The organism is Paenibacillus xylaniclasticus (assembly GCF_004001065.1).
Classification (GTDB): Bacteria; Bacillota; Bacilli; order Paenibacillales; family Paenibacillaceae; genus Paenibacillus_T; species Paenibacillus_T xylaniclasticus.
The window spans coordinates 170,433-194,368 of record NZ_BIML01000007.1 but is presented as its reverse complement, the minus strand read 5'-3'; the positions used below and the strand labels follow the sequence as shown (position 1 = coordinate 194,368).

Genomic DNA, 23,936 nt, shown 5'->3' with positions numbered 1-23,936 from the left:
GCATAATATCATTGCTCAGCCGTGCAGGATTCCACATTTACATGAAGCTTGATAGACATGACCGGCATGGCGTGAAACTGCTTGCAACGTTGCAGCTTGCGATTGCGAGCGAAATTCAGTGGTACCAGCTTCTAATCCTAGATGAGTGGGGTTATATTCCGTTTAACAAGGAAGGCCCACAATTGTAATTCTGCGTCATCGCTATGAAAGCCGCAGTCTTGCAATTACGACGAACCTTAAATTTTTAAACGGGGTTCTGTCTTTACAGACGATCAGGTGGCAGCAGCAATGTTTGATCGGCTAACACATGATGACATTTACATGTTTTTGATTTTGAAGGCAAAATCTACAGAATGAAGCACACATTAATGAAGGAACACTAAGAATCCAACTAACAATAATAGATGAAATTATGCTATAGTTCCAGTCACTAGCGTTGCATAAACACTGATCTACTTTCTGTCTGAAAATTATGATAACGTTTTTTGGTCAGAAACCCCAAAAAGGTCGAGCGCCTCTTAAAGGTAGCTCTATCCATTTGGTTGAATTATGTAAATGTGATCACATAAGTAAAATGATAGTTGCGCTAATCGATCAGTCGACAGTCGTTATTCGTCGTCTTCCTAGAGATACCCGACTTGGTTTCTGCTTCAACCGTTGAAGCCACTCGGCATAAGGCTACCATAATAATTTCGTCAACCAGCGACTCAGCTGTAACAAGCTATGGTTAACCTTTGTCTCTAGCTTAACAAGCAAGAGCAAGCAGAAAGCAATAAGCGCGATCCATATCTGATTATACACCGCGCGATCGCTTTGTCCATGAAAGTGCTTGATCCGAAGATGCTGTTTCATCCACTTGAAGAACGTTTCAATTGCCCTGCGACTGCGGTACATGTCACTGATCTCATCACAAGTCAGGTCGAATCGATTCGTTACTAAACTAGCATGTCAGCGTGGATGTTGCTGCCCTGAGGGATTTCGAATGCTTCCAGTGGTTCCACAAAAGAGCATTGCTTTTCAAACGCGTCACGAAGTAAATCTTGTTGTCGCAATAGCCATTGTATGCCGAGTAGTCGATATAACCACGGTCGAACACATACGTAACACCAGGTTCATCTACAAGTTCATCAAGCTGTGTGCGATCATTCTTCCTGGCATTCGTAATGGTTGCCTTGTCCGGAATGACGTCTTCTTCACCGACAAATGCTAGCCGCATGTGGAGCTTGATACCAGCTTTCGTCTTACGGAATGATGCCCACTTGTATTTCTGTAGGCATAACGCAACGGTTGTAGAGTCGATGAGCTTGATCTTGCTGCGATGAACCGGCGCACGATATGTTGTAAATATCCGTTTAACGAGCCGCTCGAACACCTGTTGGAGCAGTCCAGAATCCACCTGATTGTGTTTCCGACTAAGTTGCGCTGCTGAGATTGACGTGAGCCCAAGTTCACGTTGAAATGCAAAGCACATCGTCGGCGATATGCCGAAGTCCTTCTCTGCCTTGCAATTGCGCATGCAGAAACAACTTCAGGTACGCAGTAGTCGTCAGCTTCTTCAAGTATTTATCTTGTTGGGTTTCAGCAATCCGATCTGTGAACGTTCTCGTACATATTGGGGCTAACATTTACCAAACGAAGATAATAGAGTATGCTTGTCCATGCGGATAATCCTTTCAATGGATTATGGACAGGGCTACCTACCATATCTATTGTAAAGGATTTTTTATGCGTAAATTCATATATGACAGATAGTTATGAAGATTCTAAGAATATTAATGCAACGCTAGTGACTGTGTATATAATTGTTTTTAAATACCATTTATTTCAATTATTAATTATAAATTATCATTGCATAAATGAGTCAATTTCATAATTCAAAGAGCCTGGAAGTGCTGCGATAAAAATTCAATCGAAATCCCCTCATATGAGATAATAATATAAAAAGCCACTCCTCACGGAGCAGCCCTATTATCACTTCTTCGCCTTATAAAACTCATGATACAGCTTCATAAGAGCCCGCTTCTCGATCCTAGACACATAGCTCCGGCTAATCCCCAGCTCCTTCGCGATCTCCCGCTGCGTCCGCTCCTCACCTCCTTGCTCCAGTCCGAACCGGCCTACAACAACCTCTTTCTCGCGTTCATCTAATATATCAAGATTCCGATAAATCTTGCTTTTCTCGATTTTCAGCTGCACCTTCTCGACCACGTCATCAGCTTCCGAGCCGAGGATATCGATCAGCGTAATTTCGTTCCCTTCCTTGTCCGTCCCGATTGGGTCATGCAGCGACACGTCCTTGCGTGTCTTCTTCAACGAGCGCAAGTGCATGAGGATCTCGTTCTCGATGCAACGAGCAGCGAACGTCGCAAGCTTCGTCCCTTTGTTCGGCTGGAAGCTCTCGATCGCTTTGATTAGGCCAATCGTACCGATAGAGATCAAATCCTCGAGATCTTCTCCGGTATTGTCGAATTTTTTGACGATATGTGCGACCAACCGAAGGTTATGCTCGATCAGTAAATTGCGCGAATGCTGGTTACCTTCGGCCATCAGCTGCAAATGCTTCATCTCTTCTTCTTCTTGAAGCGGTTGTGGAAACGCATTATTTTTGACATAAGAGACAAGCAGCGACAGCTGCTTGATGAACAGCGCAACAGCAGCGAACAATCCCATGAACCGTACACCCCCAGGTTGGTCTGCCGGCGACGTGTAGTGAAGCAAGAGTACACCCACCTGACCGGCGCGCTTCGAAGTCCGTTCTACATTATATGTGGGCATAGGCCTATCTGTGCCTGTACGTTGGAATTGAACATGGTCATTACGATATCGATATCAAATATACATTCTTTACTTCATCAAAATATCCATATGTATAAAGGCCGTCACTTATTAATGTCCGCAGCAATAGAATAGATACTATAGACAGCCGATAAACACCGTTATTATGCGATAATTAAGGCTTGTTATAAAGTGAGTTCAGAAATCATAAAGGAGAGCATTCTATTGCAGACGTTTCCCAGCCATTCATTCGAGGCTATTCGTCATAACATTATCGGAATTGACCACATGATCTCGACTCCATATGGTCAACAACGTTTACTATATGCCGATTGGGCTGCAAGCGGCAGATTGTATCGACCCATTGAGGACAAGCTCACGAACGAATTCGGTCCCATGATTGCGAATCCGCACACGGAGCTAAGCGCTACTGGATTGGCAACGACTCGAGCTTACGAGGAAGCGAAGCACATTATCAAAAGCCATGTCGGAGCGACAGATGACGACGTGCTGCTCTTCAGCGGTCCAGGCATGACAAGTGCGGTATGTAAATTTCAACGGCTGCTCGGCTTGAAGCAGCAGACTCCGCCCCCCTCCCTAAAGCCGATTGTATTCGTCACCCATATGGAACACCACAGCAATCATACAACTTGGACGGAAACCAATGCCGATGTGGTGGTTATCCCGCCAGATGAGGACGGACGAGTAAGCTCTGCAATACTCGTTGCGTTACTGCATACTTATCGCGATCGACCTTTGAAGTATGGTGCGTTTACAGCGGCATCGAATGTTACTGGCGTCATCACGCCATACGGTGAGCTCGCTAAGGTGCTCCATAAGCATAACGGATATTGCTTTGTCGACTTTTCCGCTTGTGCACCTTATGTCGAAATCAATATGCATCCAGCAGACGAGGCAGAACGTCTGGATGCGATCTTCATGTCCCCGCATAAGTTTCTTGGCGGTCCCGGTTCCAGCGGCATCGTCATTTTTAACCGGGGATTATACCAACGATCACAGTCTGCCCCCGATCACCCTGGTGGAGGTACGGTCCTTTGGACCAATCCATGGGGTGAGAAACGATACATCGAGGACATAGAGCGCCGTGAAGACGGTGGAACACCTGGCTTTATGCAGGCCATCCGTACCGCTCTAGCGCTAAGGCTCAAAGAACAAATGGGCATTGATGCCATCTCTGCACAGGAGAAACGACTAACCGATACATTAATTCAACGCTTGAGCTCCATCCCAAACGTTCATATCCTTGATGGTCATTTAACGAATCGCATTGGCATTGTCTCCTTTTATATGAAGGAGATCAGTCACAACCTAGTTGTTCGATTATTGAATGATCGATATGGCATACAAGCACGCGGCGGATGCTCCTGTGCCGGTACGTATGGCCATTACCTCCTCGGCATTTCCAGATCCGCATCCAAAGCTATCACTGATCGTATTGACACAGGTGAATTAGGAGCCAAACCAGGCTGGATTCGCCTATCCCTTCATCCCACGATGACAATAGAAGAAATCCATTTTATCGCCGAAGCCGTTAGAAATATTGCAGCATACGCAAGCTCTTGGGCTAATGAATATGTATATGACAGAATAACGGGGATATATCGTCATCCTAATGAACCAAACATGGACATAGCCGCTCGTTTTGAATTATAAATGATCAAACAAGGGACTTCTCCCTTCCATTGACCCAGAAGGCCGAGGGAAGCGACAATGTGAATCTTTACCTTAAAACCAACGTAATTGAGCATGAAGATCAGCTAAATCTTCATGAACCCCCAGCCAATCCCATCTGTGTTCGCAACAACAGCTGCGAGGCGCTCCTCGAATTCGTCGAACAACTCGCCCGTTTCATCCTCATTGACTTGATCAACAATATCTGCATACATGGAAACTATACTATTATAGAAACGTTCATCGATATCCCCATAGGTTAAGGTGAAATCGACTCCATTCTCAACGTAGATCAATTTCAGTTCTGTACTGTATAGGAGACTTCCAGTTAACCTTTTGAATTCAGAGATAGCTCGTTGTGCATCTTGAAGTCTCAGCTTTCCTAAGCCGCGCTCAGGAAAAAACTCCTGCTCCACCTTCTTGCGATATTCTTGGAACAAGGCTTCTACCGCTTCATCGCCCAATATTTTTACAGCAAGAAATCTCTCCATATCTTTGCTGGCGCTATAACATGCCTTGACCAAATCGATCAACTGACCGTTGTCTAGCTGCTTCAAATGCTTATTCAGGGCTGACTTCGTCAGCTTCACAGGCTTTATATGTTCCGTTCGCTTATTTAGCGCCTTAGGGATCAGCTTGCCCTTCAGCCGTTGCAGCTTCATATTCACCTCATCGCAGGAGAAATGCTCGGGATCATAATCTTCACGAACCCAGCCTAAAAAATCGTCCCGCTCCGGATGATCGGGAGCAGACAAAACTTCTATCAGATGCTCATGCCCCCATATCCCTCCCACATCTTCAAGCGGACAGCTGTGAGCTCCATCCAGACACAAAGGAGCCGGATCGGAGGTCAATGAGTCGATTTCGATCAACGTAACCGTATGCTTCCAATCATCACCAAAGTCATTTATATATACGTGAAAACAGATTGTTCCTTCTCAATATAATCCTTAACGACTTCTCTTCGGGCATGGAGCAACGCACGATTCCCCATAAGCGGATCAGAAAGTCCAATAACATGCCCATTCACATGAAATTCGTACAAATGAGCATTTTCCCATCCCATAACGGTTTGGATAATTTTGTGCAGCTGATGAAAGGTAACTTCCGAATGAAATTGAAGCTCCCGCTAAATTGTTGGTTTGATATCATTCAATTCGATTCTGCATCTATAAACCATGATATTCTTTCTCCTATTAATTGTTCGAAGTATATAAGTAAACCCATTGTATCCCGGATGGAATGACAATGGGCTCAATATCTTCATTGAATCCTATTCAAATCTACACACACAATTATCCGAAAAATGCCCCCGGGTACACAAGCTCGCCCTGTATATCCCGAAGCGCTCCATCTCTTAGCTCCAACACCATGAACACGTCATCCGATACAGGGAACTGCTTCAGCTCCAGACCGTATGGCCTTGCCGGACGAAATCCGAATTTCGGGTAATACCAAGGATGGCCGATCAGCAGTACTAATGGAATATGAAGCGCCTTGCAGCGCTTAATCCCTTCCTCCATCAGCGCGCGCCCAATTCCTTGCTTCTGCAAATGCGGCGATACGGCGATCGGAGCCAGCACGATGACATCATGTCTCGTATCCCCATCTACAACATCCGCTTTGCTTAACAGCAAATAACCGACAATCCCCCCGTCCTGCTCGGCAATGATCGACAGCCCCGGAACGAACCGATCGGATTGACGGATTCGATTTACAAGCTCCGCTTCATCGTTCCGATTGCCGAACGCTTCAACATTAAGCTGATATACAAGCTCGTAATCTTGTTCTGTTTCCGTACGAATAATCAAACGACAATCCCCCAAATAAGTTATTCGGGCTGCTTCTTGTTAGGCAAAAACATCATGATCAAGGCGACCAGCATGATGATTCCTGCTGCTGAGAAAAAAATAATCTGCCACGTTTCCGTTACTCGGAATAAAAGATACACGCATGCTGCTATCGCAACGATTCGAGAAATTAATTTATAGGCAAACAATACCAACAACTCCTGATTGATTAGATTTAGGATGCTGACGCTGTCTTTCGATCATTACGCTTGTCCGAAGTGAATAAACAGCTTACAAAAGCAGCCAACCTCATCGTACCACATCTCCAATAGCTCGGTGAACTGGCTGCATCATTTTCTTGATGGTTTTGTCCTAATAATTAGTTATAATATACCAGTGAGATATTGTAAAACTCCTAATTCATTCCACAGAAAGCGGTGCAATTTTCATGCTTGGAATTGTTGGTATGTCCGTTGTATCCTTCGTATTCGTCACCTTACTTACTCCTATTCTCATCTGGACACTGCGCACATTGAAGCTGACACAGCCGATACGAGCCGAGCTCCCACCGGATCACCAAGCGAAGCGCGGCACACCACTTATGGCTGGTCTTATCCTGCTAATCGGCGCGGCAACCTCCTTCCTGTTCCATTCAAGCCTACTTATGAGTCTATTATGCGTTATTTTCTTATTGTTCAGCTCAATTGGATTCATGGACGATATGAAGAAGGCCGCGTGGCAGGACCCTTCCGGTATTTCAGGCAAAACAAAACTTGTGCTGCAGTTCACCTTCACAGGAGCATTGCTGTATGTACTATTTGATTCATTCGGTCTAACCAGCGATATAAGCTTGGTTAACGGGTACGCTTGGCATCTTCCCATCTATATCTATATAGCAGTTATGCTGCTCTTGATCGTCGGATCGGCGAACGCGATTAACTTCACGGACGGCTTGGATGGACTGCTTATTCATGTAGCAATCCCGACTTACCTGTTCTTTTTCGTCATTTCTGACCATCTGGAAGTACGTACATTCTCGCTCGTTATGATTGGCTGCTTGCTTGGCTTGTTACTCTATAACAAATATCCAGCCAAAGCTTTCATGGGCGACACAGGCTCACTCGCGATTGGCGGCTCGTTGTCGTTCTTAGCCGTAATCGAGAAGGTCGAAATCATCATGCCGCTGTTGTTCCTCGTCTACATGGTCGAGAAGCTGTCGGTCATCGCTCAGGTTGCTTATTACAAGCGGACGAAGAAACGGCTCTTCCGAATGACACCCATTCATTATCACTTCAGCCTTCATTACGGCTGGAGCGAGAACAAAATCGTCGCCGTGTTCGCCTCAGTATCTTGGCTAGCAGCTCTTGTATGCTGGCTGCTTACGGAGTACGTGCTGCAATGAACACCATAGCGCCGTCTGGAGGGAGTGCGGGCCGAGAGCGAATCCGCTTTAACGACACATTCTTGGGGCGTTAGTATTTAATGCCCCTGCATATGACCTATACCGGTCGAATATCCAATATAATTTTTTCATTGCTGTGATTGATGAAATACTTAACCGAATAGGCCGTTTGTTTATGCAGCTTTAATTTTCTATATAAATAGTAAGCTCCATCGTCATGGTCCGTATAGATTTGATAGGGCAGCACACTGTTACTTATTCTTGCACCATCAGAAAGAGTAAAGCTTGTAACTACGATCGTGTCTGCAATGATGGCGTTAGATTGATAAGTTTTATAATCTTCGTGAATTTGAATCGTGATCGAAATAGACGCTAGGCATAATAACACAATAATCGCGATCCTAGCGACACGTAAGCTATTCCTGACAGCCCACAATCGGAACGTTCTTCTCGTCTTATATTCTTTTATCTTTTCGTGGATAAGAAATATCGACAGAACTAGGAGCATGAATACGATTACAAAAGGAAATTGACAATACAAATAATAAAGATAATGAGCAAAATAACTATCCAAATTACTCCCGTTATAAAAGATAAGCAGGCTGCATTTGATCCCCAGCCAACCTATCAAAAGGACGAACTCAATGATTAATAGCCACAAGCAGCATCACCCCAAAAGATGATATCCGAGCGCCCTGCCCCATCACCTAAAAACAGCCAATCACTTGCGGATTGGCTGTTGCGATACATGGCTGCTCGCAGCCGTTAACATCTGAATATGTCTCATCACTTCATTCCAATCTGCGGCACGGTATACGAATGAATTAGGTTCGACATCCCGGTTGTAAGGCTGGTCGAACAGAATGATCGGCTTGCGCGCCTTTGCGAAAGGCTCAGCATATTGTGGACCGTCATCAATCAACAGATCGATGTTCGCCTCCATACAGTGCGCAAGCTTATACTCCGTACATACGACGTTGTCATGCACGAACCGATGCCGATTCAGCCAATCGATCGACACATCCCGGTAACGCTCCGGCCTTGCTGTAATAAACGATATTCGATGCTCCTCCGACAGCTTCCGTATACTATCCGCCGCCATCGGCAACGGCTGCGAATGCCAATGAATATCGTATCCGTACTTAAGGTACACCTCTTCCACCTGATCGATATCCCATCCGTAAGCTTCATAAATATAGTAGCTCTTCACATCTGCTGCCGTTAAAGAAAGACCGGACGCTCGATTATAGTACTCTAAGAATATAGCAGTCGCATCTAGTACGGTATTATCCAGATCGATTCCCGGGTGCACTGGCTATCCTGCGTGTCCTTCTTATAATAAAGGAATCAAGACTGACGGTATATACACAGAAAGCCACTCTGGCAGGAGTGGTTAATCTGAGAAATTTCAATTTATCAAGTATCTTGTATTGAGGCGCGGCGACAGCCCCCCAGTAATTAACACCACTGATAATGGTAACATGTCTGATGATTTCCGTAAACGATCCTATGAGAAAAAATATTCCAAATCCGTCAGTACCTTTTCAGTTAACGGCAATATAATTTCTTCTTCCATCGTAAAATGATTATGAAAAATTAGGCATGCCTGCACCAGATTAGCTGCTGCTTCCGGTGCGCAGGTGCGGCCAGAACGATCGCACGGACATTCGGCTATCGGGCAAAGCTCCTCGCGAAACGATTGAATGAAGGAGAGGCCAAGCTGATACTCCTTTTCCAGCACCCAGAACGAGGGCCGGATCGTCGGCGACAGATCGTGATGATAATAGGTGAGCAGCAGCGGGAACAGCACCTCCTGCTCCCATTGCGTATGACGCTCCAAGTCAGCAACGAACTGATCGAGCAGACCGTGAAGTTGTTCGGCGAGAACCCGACTGTTAGCCGGGTCCTCCATCCGCATCGCTTCCTTCGCATACATTTCTACCATTCGAAGCTGCTTCCGGAGCTGCTCGTGGTCTAGCCGCAGCTTTGCTTCGGCAAGCGACAACTCATCAGGATTCGACGAAGAAAGCTCGATATGCCGGCTAGTGGATATTGCTTCCATCCTTAGTTCCTCCTGCATTCATATGATAAGAAGCGCTCTTGATTCCCTGCTCAATTAACTGTCTTGCCCGGTGCACTTCTCTATCTGTTGGCACCGGACAATGCTCAAGCGGATAATCCTTACCGAGCTGCTGCCACTTGTAGACACCCATCCGGTGGTACGGAAGCAGCTCTAACTTGTTAACGTTCGTCAATGATCCGATGAACTCGCCAAGCATGCGCAGATCGGCAGCGTCATCCGTCCAGCCTGGAACTAACACGTGCCGAATCCAGACCGGAATATTCAAGTCGTCCAAAGTCTTTGCAAAGCGGAGCATCCGATCGTTCGGCTGGCTCGTCAACGCAATATGCTTTTGCGGATGGAGCTGCTTTAAGTCAAGCAGCACAAGATCGGTCACCTCTAGCAGCTGCTGTGCATGGCTCGGCTCGCAGAACCCGTTCGAATCGAGCGCCGTATGCAGTCCCCAGCGTCGCTTGCACTCCGTGAACAAGCTGGCGACGAAAGGAGCCTGCAGTGTCGGCTCCCCTCCCGTCACCGTAATGCCACCACCAGATCGGTGGTAATATTCCAGATAAGGCTCAATTTCTGCCAACACTTCTTCGACGTCCATCGCCTTCCCCGCTTGTGTATCCCAAGAATCCGGGTTATGGCAATATAGACATTGCAGCGCGCAGCCCTGCATGAACAGGACGAAGCGGATGCCCGGCCCGTCAACCGTGCCGAAGGTGTCGAAGGAATGGATACGTCCTTTCATCGGTCTGCACCTCTTTCGCTCGTCGTTACATCGTTCCGTGAAATGTCCGGTTAATGACGTCTAACTGCTGCTCGCGCGTCAGCTTAATGAAGTTAACCGCATAACCCGACACGCGGATCGTCAGCTGCGGATATTGCTCCGGATGCTCCATAGCATCCAGCAGCTGCGACCGGTCGAACACGTTAACGTTCAGATGATGGCCGCCGCTGGCCATATATCCGTCAAGCAAAGCGACGAGATTCGAAATTCGCGTCTCTTCCTCACGGCCAAGCGCCTTCGGCACAATGGAGAACGTGTTCGATATGCCATCCTGGCAGCTTTCGTACGGAATTTTCGCAACAGAAGCCAGCGAGGCTAGCGCGCCTTTGCGATCACGTCCGTGCATCGGATTGGCGCCAGGAGCGAACGGCTCGCCAGCTTTACGGCCGTCCGGCGTTGTGCCAGTCTTCTTGCCGTACACGACATTTGACGTAATGGTGAGCACCGACATCGTCGGTACCGAGTCGCGGTACGTTGTGTGCTTACTAATTTTGTTCATGAACGATTCCGTCACATGAACCGCTATAGAGTCAACACGTTCATCATTGTTACCATACTGCGGATAGTCACCCTCGATTGCGAAATCAATCGCGATTCCATGCTCGTTCCGAATCGGACGAACCTTCGCATACTTGATTGCACTAAGCGAATCAGCGACGACAGACAATCCCGCAATGCCGGTCGCCATCGTCCGGATAATGTCACGGTCATGCAGCGCCATCTCCAGCCGCTCGTAACAATATTTGTCGTGCATATAATGAATAACGTTCAGCGTATTAACATACAGCTTCGCGAGCCATTCCGTCACGATCTCGAACTTGCTCATCACCTCTTCGTAGTTCAGGACGTCATCTTTGATCGGGGCGATTGCTGGTCCAACCTGTATGCCAAGCTTCTCATCGACACCGCCGTTAATCGCGTAGAGAAGTGCCTTCGCCAAGTTCGCCCGCGCGCCGAAGAACTGCATCTGTTTGCCGATCCGCATCGCCGATACGCAGCATGCTATACCGTAATCATCACCGTGATAAGGCCTCATCAGATCGTCATTCTCATACTGGATCGAGCTGGTTTCCGCCGACACCTTCGCACAATACGCTTTGAACCCTTCTGGCAGCTGAGTCGACCACAATACGGTCAAGTTCGGCTCTGGCGCTGGACCAAGATTGTACAGCGTATGAAGGAACCGGAACGAGTTCTTCGTGACACGCGGTCTGCCATCGAGTCCGATGCCCCCAATCGACTCCGTCACCCAGGTTGGGTCGCCGCTGAACAGCTCGTTATAGTCTGGCGTACGCAGAAATTTCACGATCCGTAACTTCATGACCAGATGGTCGATCAGCTCCTGCGCCTCCTGCTCCGTCAGCGTTCCTTCCTGCATATCACGCTCGATATAAATATCAAGGAAGGTCGATACGCGTCCGAGGCTCATCGCCGCTCCATTCTGTTCTTTCACCGCCCCGAGATAAGCAAAATAAAGCCATTGCACTGCCTCCACTGCATTCGCAGCCGGCTCGCTAATATCGAAGCCATACGATGCAGCCATCTGCTTCAGCTCTTCGAGGCTGCGAATCTGCTCCGACAGCTCCTCGCGCAGCCGGATAACATCCTCCGTCATCGAATCGACCTCCAATTGAAGCAGATCGATTCGTTTCTCCTCGATAAGCCGATTTACGCCATACAGCGCAACCCGCCGATAGTCACCGATAATACGACCGCGGCCATATGCATCCGGCAGACCGGTAATGATCGCTGCCTTGCGCGCCGTGCGCATCTCCGTCGTATACGCATCGAACACGCCTTGGTTATGCGTCTTGCGGATCGACGTGAACAAGTCGACAAGCTCCTGCGGCAGCTTGTAGCCATATGCTTCGCAAGCGTCCTGCACCATCCGGATGCCGCCGAACGGCTGAACAGCCCGTTTCAGCGGCGCATCGGTCTGTACGCCAACAATTTTTTCTTTCGTTTGATCAATATAGCCAGGTGCATGCGACGTAATCGTGGATACCGTATTGACATCGACATCCAGCACGCCCCCGTTGTCTCGCTCCTGCTTCAACAATACGCTTAAGTTCTGCCACAGCTCCGTCGTCGCTTCGGTCGGACCGGCCAGAAACGAATGATCGCCTGTATACACCGTCATATTGCGGTCAATAAAATCTTTCACATCAATGCGCTTCGTCCACTTACCAGGCGCGAAGCCTCTCCATACGTTCGACTTCAATTCCTTTTGTTCAATTGCCATAACCTGCTGCACCTCCTAGTAGAATAGAAGCCAATACTACTCAAATCTTCCGTAAAAAGCGTTGCGGTACACCTCTGCCAACTCTTTGACAAGTGGCATACGCGGATTGGCAGTCGTGCACTGATCCTCGAACGCCCGGTCTGCCAAGTAATCCACCCGCGCCTCGAACTGTGCAGCAGAGAACCCAAGATCCTGGAACTTCTCTGGTATGCCAAGCGCCTTGTTCAGCTTCCTGACAGCCGCAATCAGGCTGTTCACGCCTTCCTCCGTCGTCTTTGCAGGCAGTCCCAGCATACGGGCAATTTCCGCATATCGCTGATCGGCGACGAAATGATCGTATTTCGGAAACGAAGTAAATTTCGTCGGCCGCTGCGCATTGTACCGGATGACGTGCGGCATTAGAATCGCGTTCGTCCGGCCGTGCGCTGTATGGTATTCGCCGCCCCACTTGTGCGCAAGCGAGTGATTGATGCCAAGGAAAGCGTTCGCGAATGCCATACCAGCGATCGTCGAAGCGTTATGCATTTTCTCACGCGCTACCGGATCGCCTGTCGTATACGACTTCTCCAGATTGTCGAACACAAGTTTAATCGCCTTCATCGCCAAACCGTCCGTATAGTCATTCGCCATGACCGAGACATACGCTTCAATGGCATGGGTGAGTACGTCCATGCCGGTGTCAGCGACCGCCGTTGGCGGCAGGCTGAACACATAATCCGGGTCAATGATCGCCACGTCCGGCGTCAGCTCGTAATCTGCGAGCGGATATTTCGTATTGCCCTTCAGCTTATCGGTAATTACGGCGAACGACGTCACCTCCGAGCCGGTGCCCGACGTCGTCGGAATTGCAACGAACTTAGCCTTGCGTCCCAGACGAGGATATTTGTACACCCGCTTGCGAATGTCCATAAACTTCTGCTTCAAAGCGTCGAAGCTTGTATCCGGGTATTCATAGAACAGCCACATCGCCTTAGCCGCATCCATCGGCGACCCGCCGCCCAATGCAATAATACAGTCGGGCTTGAAACCAGCCATCTGGGCACGCCCGCGTTCAACTGTATCGACCGACGGATCCGGCTCGACGTCAGCGAACACTTCGATCGCAACTGGCTGCTGCCGCTTGCGAAGATAATACTCGACCCGATCAACATAGCCGAGCTGAACCATCATCGGGTCCGTGACGATCATGACACGCGTAATGTCCGGCATTTTCTCAAGATACTGCGTTGCACCTCTCTCGAAATAAATTTTTGGTGGAATTTTAAACCATTGCATATTGACCGTCCGATAGGCGACCCGCTTCAGGTTAAGCAGGTTCACCGCGCTGACGTTGGAAGTCGTCGAGTTCTGTCCGTACGATCCGCAGCCAAGCGTCAGCGAAGGCAAATTCGTGTTATAGATATCGCCAATTGCGCCGTGCGTCGAAGGCGAGTTCACAATAACGCGTCCTGTCTGCAGCCGGCGTGCGAATTGCTCGATGACATCATCATTCTGCGAATGGATAACCGACGAATGGCCCATGCCGCCGTATTTGACGACCTCTACCGCCCGGCTGATGCCCTGCTCTGCATTTTTCACCTTATAACAAGCAAGCACCGGACTGAGCTTCTCCGCCGAGAGCGGGTAGTCATCGCCGACTCCCGTCAGCTCCGCAACGAGGATCTTCGTGTCCGCCGGAACGGTAATGCCAGCCATCTGGGCAATGGAAATCGCCGATTGACCGACAATGACAGCATTGACTGCACATTTCTCCGGATTAATAATGAGTTTCGATAAGGCTTCCGTCTCTTCTTGGTTCAAGAAGTAACAGCCCTGCTCCGCCATTAAACGCTTCACCTCGGCATAAACCGGCTCGTCAATAATGACAGACTGCTCAGAAGCGCAAATCATCCCGTTATCGAATGTCTTAGACATGATCAAATCATTAACCGCCTGCGGTACGTTCGCAGTCCGTTCTATGAAGCAAGGTACGTTGCCGGGACCGACGCCAAGCGCTGGTTTGCCGGTGCTGTACGCTGCTTTCACCATCGAGGAGCCGCCTGTAGCCAGCACGAGCGCAACGTCCGGATGATTCATCAAGAGCTGCGTTGCTTCAACTGATGGATGCTCGATCCATTGAATGCAGCCGTCTGGAGCGCCCGCCTCGACCGCAGCAGCAAGGAGAGTTGAAGCTGCCGCCGCACTCGATTGCTGCGCGGAAGGATGGAAAGCGAATATAATGGGATTGCGTGTTTTCGCCGCGATAAGCGCTTTGAACATCGTCGTGGACGTCGGGTTCGTCACTGGCGTTACCCCAGCAATAATACCGACGGGCTCAGCTACTAGCTGATAGTTCTCATATTGATTTTCTTCTATAATGCCGACCGTCTTGATACTCTTGATGCTGTGGTATACATATTCGGTAGCAAACAAGTTTTTCGTAATCTTATCCTCATAGACGCCTCTTCCCGTTTCCTCAACTGCCAGCTTCGCCAGCTGCATATGCCGATCGATACCTGCAAGCGCCATCGCCTGCACGATCCGATCCACCTGTGCCTGATCAAGCTTTAAATACTGCTGCTGTGCCTGCTTTGCTTTTGCTACAAGCGCCGCTACCTCATCCTGAACCGTTAGCTGCACGACAGCCTCTTCTTCTCTCATCGCCATGCTACATCCACTCCCTGACATGAAAATGTTGCCGCGTATGTGAGTTATCATCTACAATTAGCTTAAGTCCTCAGCAGATGACGCCACTATGATATAAATCACAGAAGAGGGCGTTATAAAATGAACGATTTGTGAATCGTTTCACAATAGGTGTGATATATATCACATTCAGCAGTTAGTAAATACACTACAATAGTAGTAAGTCGGATGAATTGGAGTGGTTATACGAATGAGCGCCAAACCACAAGCTGCAGAGATCAATGTCCGGAATACGGAATGCTTCTCGGCTGACAGCTTATCGAAGCTGAAGCAAATTATGTATGAATCGAAAGCGTCCAGCGGTACTTTCCTATTTCGTGAAGGTGAGAAAGCCGACAAGCTGTACTATATTCACAGCGGCAGAATCAAAATTACGAAGTCGTCAGACGAAGGCCGGCAGTTTATTTTATACATGTATCAAGAAGGCGATATGTTCGGACAGGTAGATCCGTTCCGCCAATCCACACAAGTGTTCAACGCAGAAGTAATTGAGGACAGCATCATCGGAGTGATCCGGCAGAAGGATCTGGAGGTGCTGCTATGGCAAAATGGCGATCTGGCGGTCGAGTTCATGAAGTGGATGGGGCTCGTACACCGGATGACACAGACGAAATTCCGGGACCTGATGATGTTCGGCAAGCACGGCGCGCTGTGCTCCCTGCTCATTCGACTCGGCAATACGTATGGTATGGAGCATAACGGCCATATCGTCATCACCAAGACGCACACGAACACCGAGCTGGCCGATATGATCGGTGCAACGAGAGAAAGCGTCAACCGAATGCTGAGCGAGTTACGCAAAATCGACGCCATCTCGATCGAGCAGAGCCGTATTGTTATTAAGGATCTGCAATATCTTCGAGATATTTGCCACTGCGAAGGCTGTCCAAAGGACATATGCCGGATGTAAAACAAGGGCGGTCCAGAAGGTCAGTGAATACTGACCTATCTGAACCGCCCTTTCTTCTTCAACTTATAACGAGCCTCTTATGCGGAATGTCCGCATGCCTTGCATTCTTTCTTCCACTCAGCTTCGCATTTAGGCTGCATTACTGAAAGGAGTGCAAAAACTAGGCCTGCTTCTCTCGGTATGCAGCAAGCAAGTTCTCCACTGGAATGCCGTCGATCGTCATACCTTTCACATCACATCCCTCAATACGGACACCCGTCAGCCGGCTGTCCCGAATGAGAGCTCCTGACAGGTCACAGCGCTCGAATGTCATCGGCTGCCGACTCGCACCAAGATGCGTATCATGAATTAGAACCCCGTCCATTGCGACAAACCCAATCTCGCTGCCGCTCAGCCTAAGATCGGCAAGCAGCGTGTGCGTCATATTCAGATTCGTCCATTTCGTCCCGCTGAAATTGCAGTCCGTCCACTTGCTGTCCTGCAGCGTGCAGCTCATATAGAAGCTTCGCCCCAAGTTAACGTTATAAAATTCCACATCCGACATCCTGCAGCCCGCCACCACTGTTCCAGACAACGAACCAGAGATCGGGATTCGTTCGTCCTGCTGCTGCCTAGACAATCCTAATGTCTTCTCATAGCCGTATTCCGTTTCCGATTCATAGGTTCTCATATAGCCCGCTTTTTCATAGAAGTGATGGTTGCGCTGCTGTCGGCTCGAAGTTTCTAGCTTCCACACAGTAACGCTTGGGAACTGATTCTCCACAAAAGCAAGCGCCTGCGACCCGAACCCTCTCCCTTGAAAGTCCGGGTCTATGAACAACTTATCAATTCGGCCATGTATACCCGACACATTCACGCTTATCGCACCGACTACCTTGCCTGCATACTCCATTACATAATAAGGCCATTCTTGAATCACATATCGATGCATCGCTGTCGAATCATACCCTGGAGGACGCAAATTCGCATCTGGCTGCTCATCCTCCTGAAGCCAAATCCGCTGCTCACGATTGAATGCCTTCACCATGATTTCTTTCAGCGTCTCCGCATCTTCCAGTTGTGCCCGACGGAAACGCAGCCGATCATCGTACAGCTCGAAATAGTCGTACTGCTCGCCATCAGACAACACAACCTGCTCGATCCTCTCGAATCCCGCTCGATATAAGACGTCAAGTGATGCCCGATTGAATGGCTTTACAATCGCAGAGATACGCCTAAGCTCCGTATGCTCGAACATATATGCACAGATCGCTTTGACCGCCTTCGTCATATAACCGCGTCCGCGATAGTCTTTGGATAAGGCGTATGCTACTTCTCTCTCTTCGGGCTTCAGCATATCGTTCGGGAATATACCGCACCAGCCGATCAGTTTGCTGTCCTCTATATGTTCGAGAGCTAACAGCACTCTAACATCTGCCGGATCGAACTGGTCATAGCTGCCAATGACGAAGCTGAGGAACGAGTCCAGCTGCTCCTTCGTCATATTCCAATCCGGCAGCAGATCGGTAATCTCGGTCTGTCTTGTCAGCTCGTATAATGCTTCATAATCTTCTTTAGTAAAATTCCGCAATCGGATCGATTCAACTTCAATATTAAAATGATGACTCATACGTAGAGCACCTCTATCGCATAGATTTGGAGTGGAATAAGAAACGGAGTGCCTCTATGGAGACACTCCGCAGTCAATTCAACCTTTAGCGCACTGCTGCAATGGTTCCTAAGGACACATTCCGGATGTTATTCGATTCATCTAGCGACAAGTGCCCTTCATCCATTAGTTGTGATCTGGCATAAAGGTTAAATTCCCCTTCCCCTTCAAATCTGCCATCATTATATGAAATTAATACCAAAAAGTAAAGCTGAATATATTAGAATCTGAGCCCCGCTTCAATGCAAGCAGCTGCTCGTTCGGAATATCTGTGCTCAGCTCATAATATTTCAAAAATTTCCGATTAGATAACTTACGATGAAAATCAACGTATAATCCAACCAATATTTTGTCATTTTAATATATTCATTCCCTATATTTTTTTGCCGATATACAGCCAATGATAAGAGGTTCCGAGTACAGCTGGATCACTGGCCATTGAAATGATAAACTGCACCAGCCGGTCATACTCCCCGCGTTCAATCCAATACTGCTTCTGCTCATTCGTCAGCAAAGCGCCAATGCTTGATGAACCGATCAGCTCAACCGTCTCAAAGCCGCCTCGTTCCATAAACGGCTTAATCTCATGGATGCTATAATAATATGCGCCAGTAAATCGACCTTTCTCCTGATGATTGAATATACCCGTCTCCATCAGACGCTCGATCCCATCCATCGTATCGTTAGGCCTCCAATTATTCGCATGCATCAAGAAGGTCATGGCCATACGAACACGGCTTTGGAAAGCGACGAATACAATCCCGTCTTGCTTTGTCACTCGGTGCAGCTACCGCACCGCCGCGATTCGCTCTTCCACCTTCTGCAAATGATAGAGGGGACCCAACATGAGGGATGCATCATAATGCTCATCTGGCAGTCCATCAAGCTGTGTTGCATTGAGCGTATGAAATCCGTCGAAGTTCTCAGCTAACCGCAGCTCTTCCGCCTTCTGCCGCGCTATATCGACCAATCTAGGTGTCAAGTCCGTTAGCGTCATTCGATATCCAAGATTTGCCAAATCCATTGCATATTTTCCTGGACCCGCTCCATTATCAAGCACCACGCCAGACTTTAGAAGATGCTACTTGATAAAATGAATATTTACTGCGTACTCAATAGGCTCCCGGTCCAGCCTTCCCCATTCATCGAATTTGGAATAATACTCTATAATGTTTTCCATCGTCGGTCCCTCTCTTTCTAGCTTTTTGTTTGCAATTGAATAAAACTGCCGCCTCCAAGAGGCGACAGGAGGCTAATTCTACGCGGTACCACACTTCTTGATCGTTGTGCATGCACATGCAAGAACGACGATCCCTAGAACCCGTTACCGAGGGTTAATCGTCACAGCTACTTAATTCGACTATGCCACTCATAGGCGACTTCAGGATGCCTGAATACCATCTTGCACCAACCGTTGGCTCTCCGAACTTTGATTATTCATATTGTAGATTTATGTCTTTCTACCTGCACAGCCTTATCCCCGAACTCTCTTAAATAATCAATATAGCTCCCCTGCTCGTCTTCATAATTGCCGAGCCGATTCGCCATCCGAACGACCACAAGCTCAAGCTCTGGCACAACGAGCACAAGCGGACCGTATATCCCGACAATGCCGTATGACTGATCAGGAACGCCGCGACCGATGAGACATTGATCCGCTAAAGCATTCTTCACAAGCCACAAGCAGCCGTTTCGTGGATAAGCAGTCGACAGACGAGAAGGGGATTGAATCGAAATTGCATGTCGAATGACGGTCTCCGGCACAATAGACCTTCCGTTAACACGTCCCAGCTTTAAATGCAAATATCCCCAATAGGCCAGCTCTCGTGCCGATACGAACAAATTCCCTTCACTTCCATCCGCGTTCGAATCCAGCGGCCACGTAAGTCCCCCCTCTTCGACTACGGGCACAAGCTGATCCGTTCGAGCTGTTCTCCATCCTGTCTCCCGCATCTCTAAAGGCCGAAGCACAAGCTCGTCAACCAGCTCTGCTATCGTCCGTCCTGTGGCCTGTTCAATCACATTCGCCAATATTGGAATCCCCTCATTATTATAATCCCAAGCCGTACCCGGCTCGAACCTACGAACAAGCTGTCCAGCTTCTCGCTTCAGACCATGCGTATGAGTGAGCAAATGGCGGATGGTTATACCATCGAGCGCTTCGGCGTTCTCGCTGATTGGCGTTACATAACGAACTACCAGATCGTCGAAGGAGGAAATCGCCCCGCTTGTCAGAGCCCAAGCAGCAGCAAACCCCATATAGCTTTTACGCACAGAGGCGACATTGAATTGCGATTGCGCGCTCGTCGGCCGCCCTGCATGCTCTCCGCTATAATACTCGGCAACAATTCGGTCTTGATGAATGACGAACAGCGAGCAAGCCGTGACGCGGTTCAATCGGTTTATACGTTCGACGTAAGCCATCAAGTCATCGTAGTCTGACGTTAAGCACCTTTCCAGCATGATGAAACTGCCTCCTCCATTTATTCAGAGCTTTCTCACTAGTCATAATTTTCGCACAACTATAGTATCATGTAGTAAAGCTTTGAATTGATCATTTTGTAATTATAGGATAGATTTATGTTTAAGACTAGCAATACTTCCAGTTTATATGAGGGAGAGTTCTATTGACGGCGTTCAATTGGCTCTCGTCACTATAACGATATAGGAGGTGTACAAGATGGAGCATACACCTAACAATCGAATCGTCAAAAGAACATTTGTCTATGTACCACCCGAACCATCGGCCGTTCCCACGTCAACGATGCTGTATATTAACAATGAATACAGACGATACAGTACGTCGGATATTATAAAGACGATCGCTGCAGCCTTGAACGTGGATGTAAAGCGCTGGTATGCAGAAATGGAAGCATTAGATCGTGTCAATGAATGCTGATGATGAACAATAGGGGGTTGTCTCTTGCAAGCTGTACATTACAGTTTGTGAGAGACAGCCCCCTATTGTTGTTAATCCCTAGTTTGCGGGAACTGCAGTTCGTACAGCTCACGATATCGACCCTGCTTATCGAGTAATTCGACATGCGTACCGCTCTCAACAATCCGTCCGTACTCCAATACGTGAATTTGATCGGCCTGTTGTATGGTTGACAGACGATGTGCGATAACAAGACAGGTTTTACCCCGCAGTAGCTTACCCAGTGCCTCTTGAATCAAATGCTCCGACTCCGTATCAAGCGATGCGGTTGCTTCGTCTAGAATTATAAGCTGCGGATTTTTTAGAATGACCCTTGCAATAGAGATACGCTGTTTTTGCCCGCCGGACAGCTTAACGCCCCGTTCACCAATTTGCGTGTTGTAGCCATCTGGAAAGCTCTCAATGAAGGCATGAGCATTGGCCGCCCGAGCTGCAGCCATAATCTCTTCCTCCGTCGCATCCTGCTTGCCGTAACCGATATTGTCTCTAACCGATCCATTGAACAAAATAATATCTTGCGATACAATGCCGATCCGCTCGCGCAGCGAAGCAAGCGTCACCTTGCTCAGCGGATAATCATCAATTGTGATACGTCCCTCTTGCGGCTCATAGAACCGGGCAATCAGATGGGCAATCGTTGATTTGCCGGAACCTGACGAACCGACTAGTGCCGTCACTTTGCCAGCAGCCAGCTCCAGATTAAACCCGCTGAGTACTTGATGCTTGGTGCCCTCGTATCGGAAGCCTACATCATGGAACACGACTTTCCCCTCCACCTCTAGCAGTGGCACTGCATCGTCTGCATCTACAATTTCCGGTTTCGTATTCAAAATTTCAGCGATCCGGTCGTAAGCTGCTGCCGCTTGCTGAATCGTGTTCATAACGCGGCTGAAGCGGCGAATCGGATTTTGCAACAGCCGCAAATAAGCAATAACCGCAACGACCGTACCTACGCTCATATTTCCTTTCATCGTCAGCCACGCTCCGAATACGAGCACGATTGCAAGCCCGAGGTAATTAAGCAGATCGATAATCGGCTCATACACTGCGCGCAGCTTCACGACTTGAATATTCGCCTCCATATTCCTTTTGCTTCGATCTGAGAATCGGTCCGATTCGAGCGATTCCGTCGCGAACGACTTAATAAGACGAATGCCTGATAACGTGTTTTGCAGATGGTCGCTTACCTCTGCGACCGAATCCTGCACCGTTCGAAACGATTTGCGCATCCGTTTGCCAAAGAGCCTCGTCGTCACGATCATAAGCGGAAAGGTGAGCAGCAGCAGAACGGTCAACCGCCAATCAAGAAATAACATGTAGACCGTAATCGCGATAAACGTAAACATATCCGTCGTCATCTGGATCATCGTCGAGGAAATGAGCTGCTGAAGCGCTCCGACATCACTTGTCACACGCGACATCAGATCTCCGGTCCGATTACGGTCGAAGAAGCCAAGGTCAAGCCGATTAATATGCCGGTATAGATCGTTACGAAGGTCATAAATAATACGCTGTCCAAGCGAAGCCGTCGAAGAAGAGCTTATAAAATTTAGTACCCCTAACAACAGTGCAGCGCCAAGAATGCCAGCTCCTAATGGCAGCAGACGGTCATAATAATTTCCGGGTATAATGACGTCAATCGTATACCGCGTAAGCTGCGGTATAATAAATTCCAGCAGCGATATCGCCACGACACTGAACACAGCGACTATCATCAGCCGCCATTGTGTGCGGGCATGTACGAATACGCGCCGCAGCATATTCCAGATGCTTCGCGGCTTTATTTTCTCCCCGGTTCCGAACCTGCGCATTCCGCTGCCGTGACGATATGAATAATGAGACTCAGGCGATGCCATCTTCCACTCCCCCTCTTCTGGCTGTATGGAGCATGCTATTAAGCAATGCCAGTCAGCTTAGTAAGTATACATGAGCATAATAAAGCTTGAATACGTTCAACAATACGAAAGGGGCGATCCAGAATGTCAGCGAAGACTGACTAACGGACCACCCCTTCCATATATTTGAAGAAAACCTATCAATAGCTATACACTCGCAATAATGCGATACAGCGCCTGCGTTCCGTCGTCCTCTCCGCCTTGCTCCACAAGCCGTTCATACAAAGTCTTCGCAAGCGTCAGACCAGGCAGTTCGAGCCCCATCTCTGCTGCCGATTCAAGCGCAATCCGAATATCCTTTATGAAATGCTTCACATAAAAGCCTGGCGCATAATCGCCTGCGATCATACGCGGCGCGAGATTTGTCAGCGACCAGCTTGCAGCCGCACCGGAGCTAATGCTGCGAAGCACCGTCGTCTGATCGAGCCCCGCCGCTTTCGCATAAGCGAGCGCTTCGCTCACGCCGATCATATTCGAAGCAATCGTAATCTGATTGCACAGCTTCGTGAATTGTCCTGCACCGGCAGGTCCTTGATGGACAACATTCGTCCCCAACCATTCGAGCATCGGCTGTACGGCTGCGAATGCTTCCGGTTCTCCCCCGACCATGATCGACAGCCGCGCTTCTCTTGCGCCAATATCGCCGCCCGATACAGGAGCATCCAACGCATGCAGCCCTTTACTGGACGCCGATGCGGCAATCCGCTTCGCGAGCGTTGGACTAGACGTCGTCATATCGAGCAGATAGGTCCCTTGCTGCGCATGCGCGAGCAGACCGTCCTCACCGAAATAAATTTGCTCTACATCGCTAGGGTAACCGAGCATTGTAATAATAAGCCCTGCGCGCTCAGCCACCTGCCGGGGACTGTCGCACCAGATAGCTCCTTGTGCGAGCAGATCTTCTGCTCTTGCTCTCGTTCGGTTATACACGAGCACCTTGCAGCCATGCTGAAGAAGGTGACCTGCCATACTTGCTCCCATGATGCCCGTTCCAATAAAACCGATGATCGTATCGCTGTCGATCGTCCGTTGTTGCCCCGTCATCTTACTCCCGCCTTCCTGCATCATTACTTAGCTATTTACTCGATAGACACTAGTAATATT

Annotated in this window: 23 protein-coding genes; 5 read left to right on the top strand and 18 right to left on the bottom strand. The window is 48.6% G+C overall.

Annotated features, from left to right (window positions below):
- The first annotated feature begins 41 nt into the window (after positions 1–41).
- A complete protein-coding gene (locus PXY01_RS22345; RefSeq protein ID WP_164744385.1) occupies positions 42–188 on the top strand; it encodes a hypothetical protein in 147 nt (48 codons plus the stop codon).
- A gap of 490 nt (positions 189–678) precedes the next feature.
- On the opposite strand, the gene PXY01_RS23060 is transcribed toward PXY01_RS22345, so the two are convergent.
- From PXY01_RS23060 to sigK, 4 genes are all read right to left on the bottom strand, one after another.
- Positions 679–894, bottom strand: a complete 216-nt coding sequence (locus tag PXY01_RS23060; RefSeq protein WP_262385123.1) for a transposase — start codon at positions 892–894, stop codon at positions 679–681.
- 46 nt (positions 895–940) lie between these two features.
- Positions 941–1,516, bottom strand: coding sequence for a transposase (locus PXY01_RS11350; protein ID WP_281277877.1), 576 nt, complete (start codon positions 1,514–1,516; stop codon positions 941–943).
- Positions 1,449–1,625, bottom strand: coding sequence for a DUF4372 domain-containing protein (locus PXY01_RS22805; RefSeq protein WP_246027884.1), 177 nt, complete (start codon positions 1,623–1,625; stop codon positions 1,449–1,451). The genes PXY01_RS11350 and PXY01_RS22805 overlap by 68 nt, the downstream gene beginning before the upstream one ends.
- Before the next feature lie 346 nt (positions 1,626–1,971).
- A complete protein-coding gene (gene sigK / locus PXY01_RS11345; RefSeq protein ID WP_127570024.1) occupies positions 1,972–2,670 on the bottom strand; it encodes an RNA polymerase sporulation sigma factor SigK in 699 nt (232 codons plus the stop codon).
- A 330-nt stretch (positions 2,671–3,000) separates the two neighbouring features.
- Between sigK and PXY01_RS11340 the strand changes: the two genes are divergently transcribed.
- Complete coding sequence (locus PXY01_RS11340; protein ID WP_246027883.1) at positions 3,001–4,449, top strand: aminotransferase class V-fold PLP-dependent enzyme; 1,449 nt, start codon at positions 3,001–3,003, stop codon at positions 4,447–4,449.
- A 104-nt stretch (positions 4,450–4,553) separates the two neighbouring features.
- Here PXY01_RS11340 and PXY01_RS22800 read toward each other — a convergent pair whose 3' ends face one another.
- The 3 genes from PXY01_RS22800 to PXY01_RS11330 form a co-directional block, all read right to left on the bottom strand.
- Positions 4,554–5,339, bottom strand: coding sequence for a DUF6155 family protein (locus tag PXY01_RS22800; protein WP_262385125.1), 786 nt, complete (start codon positions 5,337–5,339; stop codon positions 4,554–4,556).
- A 35-nt stretch (positions 5,340–5,374) separates the two neighbouring features.
- Complete coding sequence (locus PXY01_RS23055) at positions 5,375–5,545, bottom strand: IS1096 element passenger TnpR family protein (RefSeq protein ID WP_307719378.1); 171 nt, start codon at positions 5,543–5,545, stop codon at positions 5,375–5,377.
- A 217-nt stretch (positions 5,546–5,762) separates the two neighbouring features.
- Complete coding sequence (locus PXY01_RS11330; RefSeq protein WP_127569954.1) at positions 5,763–6,278, bottom strand: GNAT family N-acetyltransferase; 516 nt, start codon at positions 6,276–6,278, stop codon at positions 5,763–5,765.
- Between the two features lie 427 nt (positions 6,279–6,705).
- Here PXY01_RS11330 and mraY point away from each other — a divergent pair, with 427 nt between their 5' ends.
- A complete protein-coding gene (gene mraY / locus PXY01_RS11325) occupies positions 6,706–7,659 on the top strand; it encodes a phospho-N-acetylmuramoyl-pentapeptide-transferase (RefSeq protein ID WP_127569953.1) in 954 nt (317 codons plus the stop codon).
- Between the two features lie 721 nt (positions 7,660–8,380).
- Here mraY and PXY01_RS11320 read toward each other — a convergent pair.
- The 5 genes from PXY01_RS11320 to adhE form a co-directional block, all read right to left on the bottom strand.
- On the bottom strand, positions 8,381–8,971 hold the full coding sequence (locus PXY01_RS11320; protein ID WP_127569952.1) for a 5' nucleotidase, NT5C type: 591 nt from the start codon (positions 8,969–8,971) through the stop codon (positions 8,381–8,383).
- 195 nt (positions 8,972–9,166) lie between these two features.
- Positions 9,167–9,721, bottom strand: coding sequence for a hemerythrin domain-containing protein (locus PXY01_RS11315; RefSeq protein WP_164744384.1), 555 nt, complete (start codon positions 9,719–9,721; stop codon positions 9,167–9,169).
- Entirely contained in the window at positions 9,702–10,475 is a 774-nt protein-coding gene (gene pflA / locus PXY01_RS11310) for a pyruvate formate-lyase-activating protein (protein WP_127569950.1), read from the bottom strand. The genes PXY01_RS11315 and pflA overlap by 20 nt, the downstream gene beginning before the upstream one ends.
- 25 nt (positions 10,476–10,500) lie before the next feature.
- Positions 10,501–12,756 carry a formate C-acetyltransferase gene (gene pflB, locus PXY01_RS11305; RefSeq protein ID WP_127569949.1) on the bottom strand — a complete coding sequence of 752 codons (2,256 nt, stop codon included), beginning with the start codon at positions 12,754–12,756 and terminating at the stop codon, positions 10,501–10,503.
- Positions 12,757–12,792: 36 nt separating this feature from the next.
- Positions 12,793–15,402, bottom strand: a complete 2,610-nt coding sequence (gene adhE, locus PXY01_RS11300; RefSeq protein WP_127569948.1) for a bifunctional acetaldehyde-CoA/alcohol dehydrogenase — start codon at positions 15,400–15,402, stop codon at positions 12,793–12,795.
- A 229-nt stretch (positions 15,403–15,631) separates the two neighbouring features.
- On the opposite strand from adhE, the gene PXY01_RS11295 reads away from it, so the two are divergent.
- Complete coding sequence (locus tag PXY01_RS11295; RefSeq protein WP_127569947.1) at positions 15,632–16,351, top strand: Crp/Fnr family transcriptional regulator; 720 nt, start codon at positions 15,632–15,634, stop codon at positions 16,349–16,351.
- Between the two features lie 160 nt (positions 16,352–16,511).
- On the opposite strand, the gene PXY01_RS11290 is transcribed toward PXY01_RS11295, so the two are convergent.
- The 4 genes from PXY01_RS11290 to PXY01_RS11280 all read right to left on the bottom strand — a co-directional run bounded on the left by PXY01_RS11290 (position 16,512) and on the right by PXY01_RS11280 (position 20,462).
- A complete protein-coding gene (locus PXY01_RS11290) occupies positions 16,512–17,960 on the bottom strand; it encodes a GNAT family N-acetyltransferase (RefSeq protein ID WP_127569946.1) in 1,449 nt (482 codons plus the stop codon).
- A 412-nt stretch (positions 17,961–18,372) separates the two neighbouring features.
- The gene (locus PXY01_RS23155; protein WP_307719377.1) at positions 18,373–18,777 is read right to left on the bottom strand and encodes a hypothetical protein; all 405 of its coding nucleotides are present in this window, start codon (positions 18,775–18,777) and stop codon (positions 18,373–18,375) included.
- Positions 18,778–18,786: 9 nt separating this feature from the next.
- Positions 18,787–19,059, bottom strand: coding sequence for a class I SAM-dependent methyltransferase (locus PXY01_RS23150; RefSeq protein ID WP_307719376.1), 273 nt, complete (start codon positions 19,057–19,059; stop codon positions 18,787–18,789).
- A 377-nt stretch (positions 19,060–19,436) separates the two neighbouring features.
- A complete protein-coding gene (locus PXY01_RS11280; protein WP_127569945.1) occupies positions 19,437–20,462 on the bottom strand; it encodes a serine hydrolase domain-containing protein in 1,026 nt (341 codons plus the stop codon).
- Between the two features lie 217 nt (positions 20,463–20,679).
- On the opposite strand from PXY01_RS11280, the gene PXY01_RS11275 reads away from it, so the two are divergent.
- A complete protein-coding gene (locus tag PXY01_RS11275; protein ID WP_127569944.1) occupies positions 20,680–20,898 on the top strand; it encodes a hypothetical protein in 219 nt (72 codons plus the stop codon).
- Between the two features lie 71 nt (positions 20,899–20,969).
- On the opposite strand, the gene PXY01_RS11270 is transcribed toward PXY01_RS11275, so the two are convergent.
- Both PXY01_RS11270 and PXY01_RS11265 read right to left on the bottom strand, forming a co-directional pair.
- Positions 20,970–22,793, bottom strand: a complete 1,824-nt coding sequence (locus PXY01_RS11270; protein ID WP_127569943.1) for an ABC transporter ATP-binding protein — start codon at positions 22,791–22,793, stop codon at positions 20,970–20,972.
- A 186-nt stretch (positions 22,794–22,979) separates the two neighbouring features.
- Positions 22,980–23,876, bottom strand: coding sequence for an NAD(P)-dependent oxidoreductase (locus tag PXY01_RS11265; RefSeq protein WP_127569942.1), 897 nt, complete (start codon positions 23,874–23,876; stop codon positions 22,980–22,982).
- Positions 23,877–23,936: the final 60 nt, after the last annotated feature.

What these genes read in the sequence shown, in the direction of transcription:
- PXY01_RS23060 (WP_262385123.1), bottom strand. Translation starts at nt 894, where the DNA reads ATGTACCGCAGTCGCAGGGCAATTGAAACGTTCTTCAAGTGGATGAAA.
- PXY01_RS11315 (WP_164744384.1), bottom strand. Translation starts at nt 9,721, where the DNA reads ATGGAAGCAATATCCACTAGCCGGCATATCGAGCTTTCTTCGTCGAAT.
- pflB (WP_127569949.1), bottom strand. Translation starts at nt 12,756, where the DNA reads ATGGCAATTGAACAAAAGGAATTGAAGTCGAACGTATGGAGAGGCTTC.
- PXY01_RS22345 (WP_164744385.1), top strand. Translation starts at nt 42, where the DNA reads ATGAAGCTTGATAGACATGACCGGCATGGCGTGAAACTGCTTGCAACG.
- sigK (WP_127570024.1), bottom strand. Translation starts at nt 2,670, where the DNA reads ATGGGATTGTTCGCTGCTGTTGCGCTGTTCATCAAGCAGCTGTCGCTG.
- PXY01_RS11265 (WP_127569942.1), bottom strand. Translation starts at nt 23,876, where the DNA reads ATGACGGGGCAACAACGGACGATCGACAGCGATACGATCATCGGTTTT.
- pflA (WP_127569950.1), bottom strand. Translation starts at nt 10,475, where the DNA reads ATGAAAGGACGTATCCATTCCTTCGACACCTTCGGCACGGTTGACGGG.
- mraY (WP_127569953.1), top strand. Translation starts at nt 6,706, where the DNA reads ATGCTTGGAATTGTTGGTATGTCCGTTGTATCCTTCGTATTCGTCACC.
- PXY01_RS11270 (WP_127569943.1), bottom strand. Translation starts at nt 22,793, where the DNA reads ATGGCATCGCCTGAGTCTCATTATTCATATCGTCACGGCAGCGGAATG.
- PXY01_RS11290 (WP_127569946.1), bottom strand. Translation starts at nt 17,960, where the DNA reads ATGAGTCATCATTTTAATATTGAAGTTGAATCGATCCGATTGCGGAAT.
- PXY01_RS11350 (WP_281277877.1), bottom strand. Translation starts at nt 1,516, where the DNA reads ATGCGCAATTGCAAGGCAGAGAAGGACTTCGGCATATCGCCGACGATG.
- PXY01_RS11275 (WP_127569944.1), top strand. Translation starts at nt 20,680, where the DNA reads ATGGAGCATACACCTAACAATCGAATCGTCAAAAGAACATTTGTCTAT.
- PXY01_RS11280 (WP_127569945.1), bottom strand. Translation starts at nt 20,462, where the DNA reads ATGCTGGAAAGGTGCTTAACGTCAGACTACGATGACTTGATGGCTTAC.
- PXY01_RS22805 (WP_246027884.1), bottom strand. Translation starts at nt 1,625, where the DNA reads ATGTTAGCCCCAATATGTACGAGAACGTTCACAGATCGGATTGCTGAA.
- PXY01_RS11295 (WP_127569947.1), top strand. Translation starts at nt 15,632, where the DNA reads ATGAGCGCCAAACCACAAGCTGCAGAGATCAATGTCCGGAATACGGAA.
- adhE (WP_127569948.1), bottom strand. Translation starts at nt 15,402, where the DNA reads ATGGCGATGAGAGAAGAAGAGGCTGTCGTGCAGCTAACGGTTCAGGAT.